The organism is Paraburkholderia sp. SIMBA_027 (assembly GCF_046535315.1).
GTDB lineage: Bacteria > Pseudomonadota > Gammaproteobacteria > Burkholderiales > Burkholderiaceae > Paraburkholderia > Paraburkholderia tropica.
Genome location: NZ_JAWRWY010000892.1, coordinates 1 through 261 on the forward strand (window position 1 = coordinate 1; position 261 = coordinate 261).

General features: G+C 60.5%; 1 protein-coding gene. It reads right to left on the reverse strand.

All coding sequences use genetic code 11. The features are described 5' to 3' along the window. Window positions 1–10: 10 nt before the first annotated feature. Window positions 11–223, reverse strand: coding sequence for a DNA gyrase inhibitor YacG (gene yacG / locus SB764_RS41655; protein ID WP_112387554.1), 213 nt, complete (start codon window positions 221–223; stop codon window positions 11–13). Between the last annotated feature and the right edge of the window lie 38 nt (window positions 224–261).

Sequence of the window (261 nt, forward strand, 5' to 3'; positions counted from 1 at the left end):
GTTTTACAGGCTATTCCTCGTCGTCGTACTCGGCTTTCTTCTCATCGTCGGCAACGGGTATGGCGTAAGCGCCCGTCAGCCAGCGTGAGAGATCGACCTCGCGGCAACGGTTCGAGCAGAACGGATAATGTTCGCGATGCGATGGCTTGCCGCATTCCGGGCAGGGCCGCGTCTTCCGAAGCGGCTCGACCTTGGCGGTGGTTCTATTCTCGTCTTCGGACATGACGATGCCCCCGGCTTAGCCCTCAGGCCACCGGCTAT

Bases quoted from the DNA above. Each gene is read 5' to 3' on its own strand.
- yacG (WP_112387554.1), bottom strand. From the start codon at position 223: ATGTCCGAAGACGAGAATAGAACCACCGCCAAGGTCGAGCCGCTTCGG.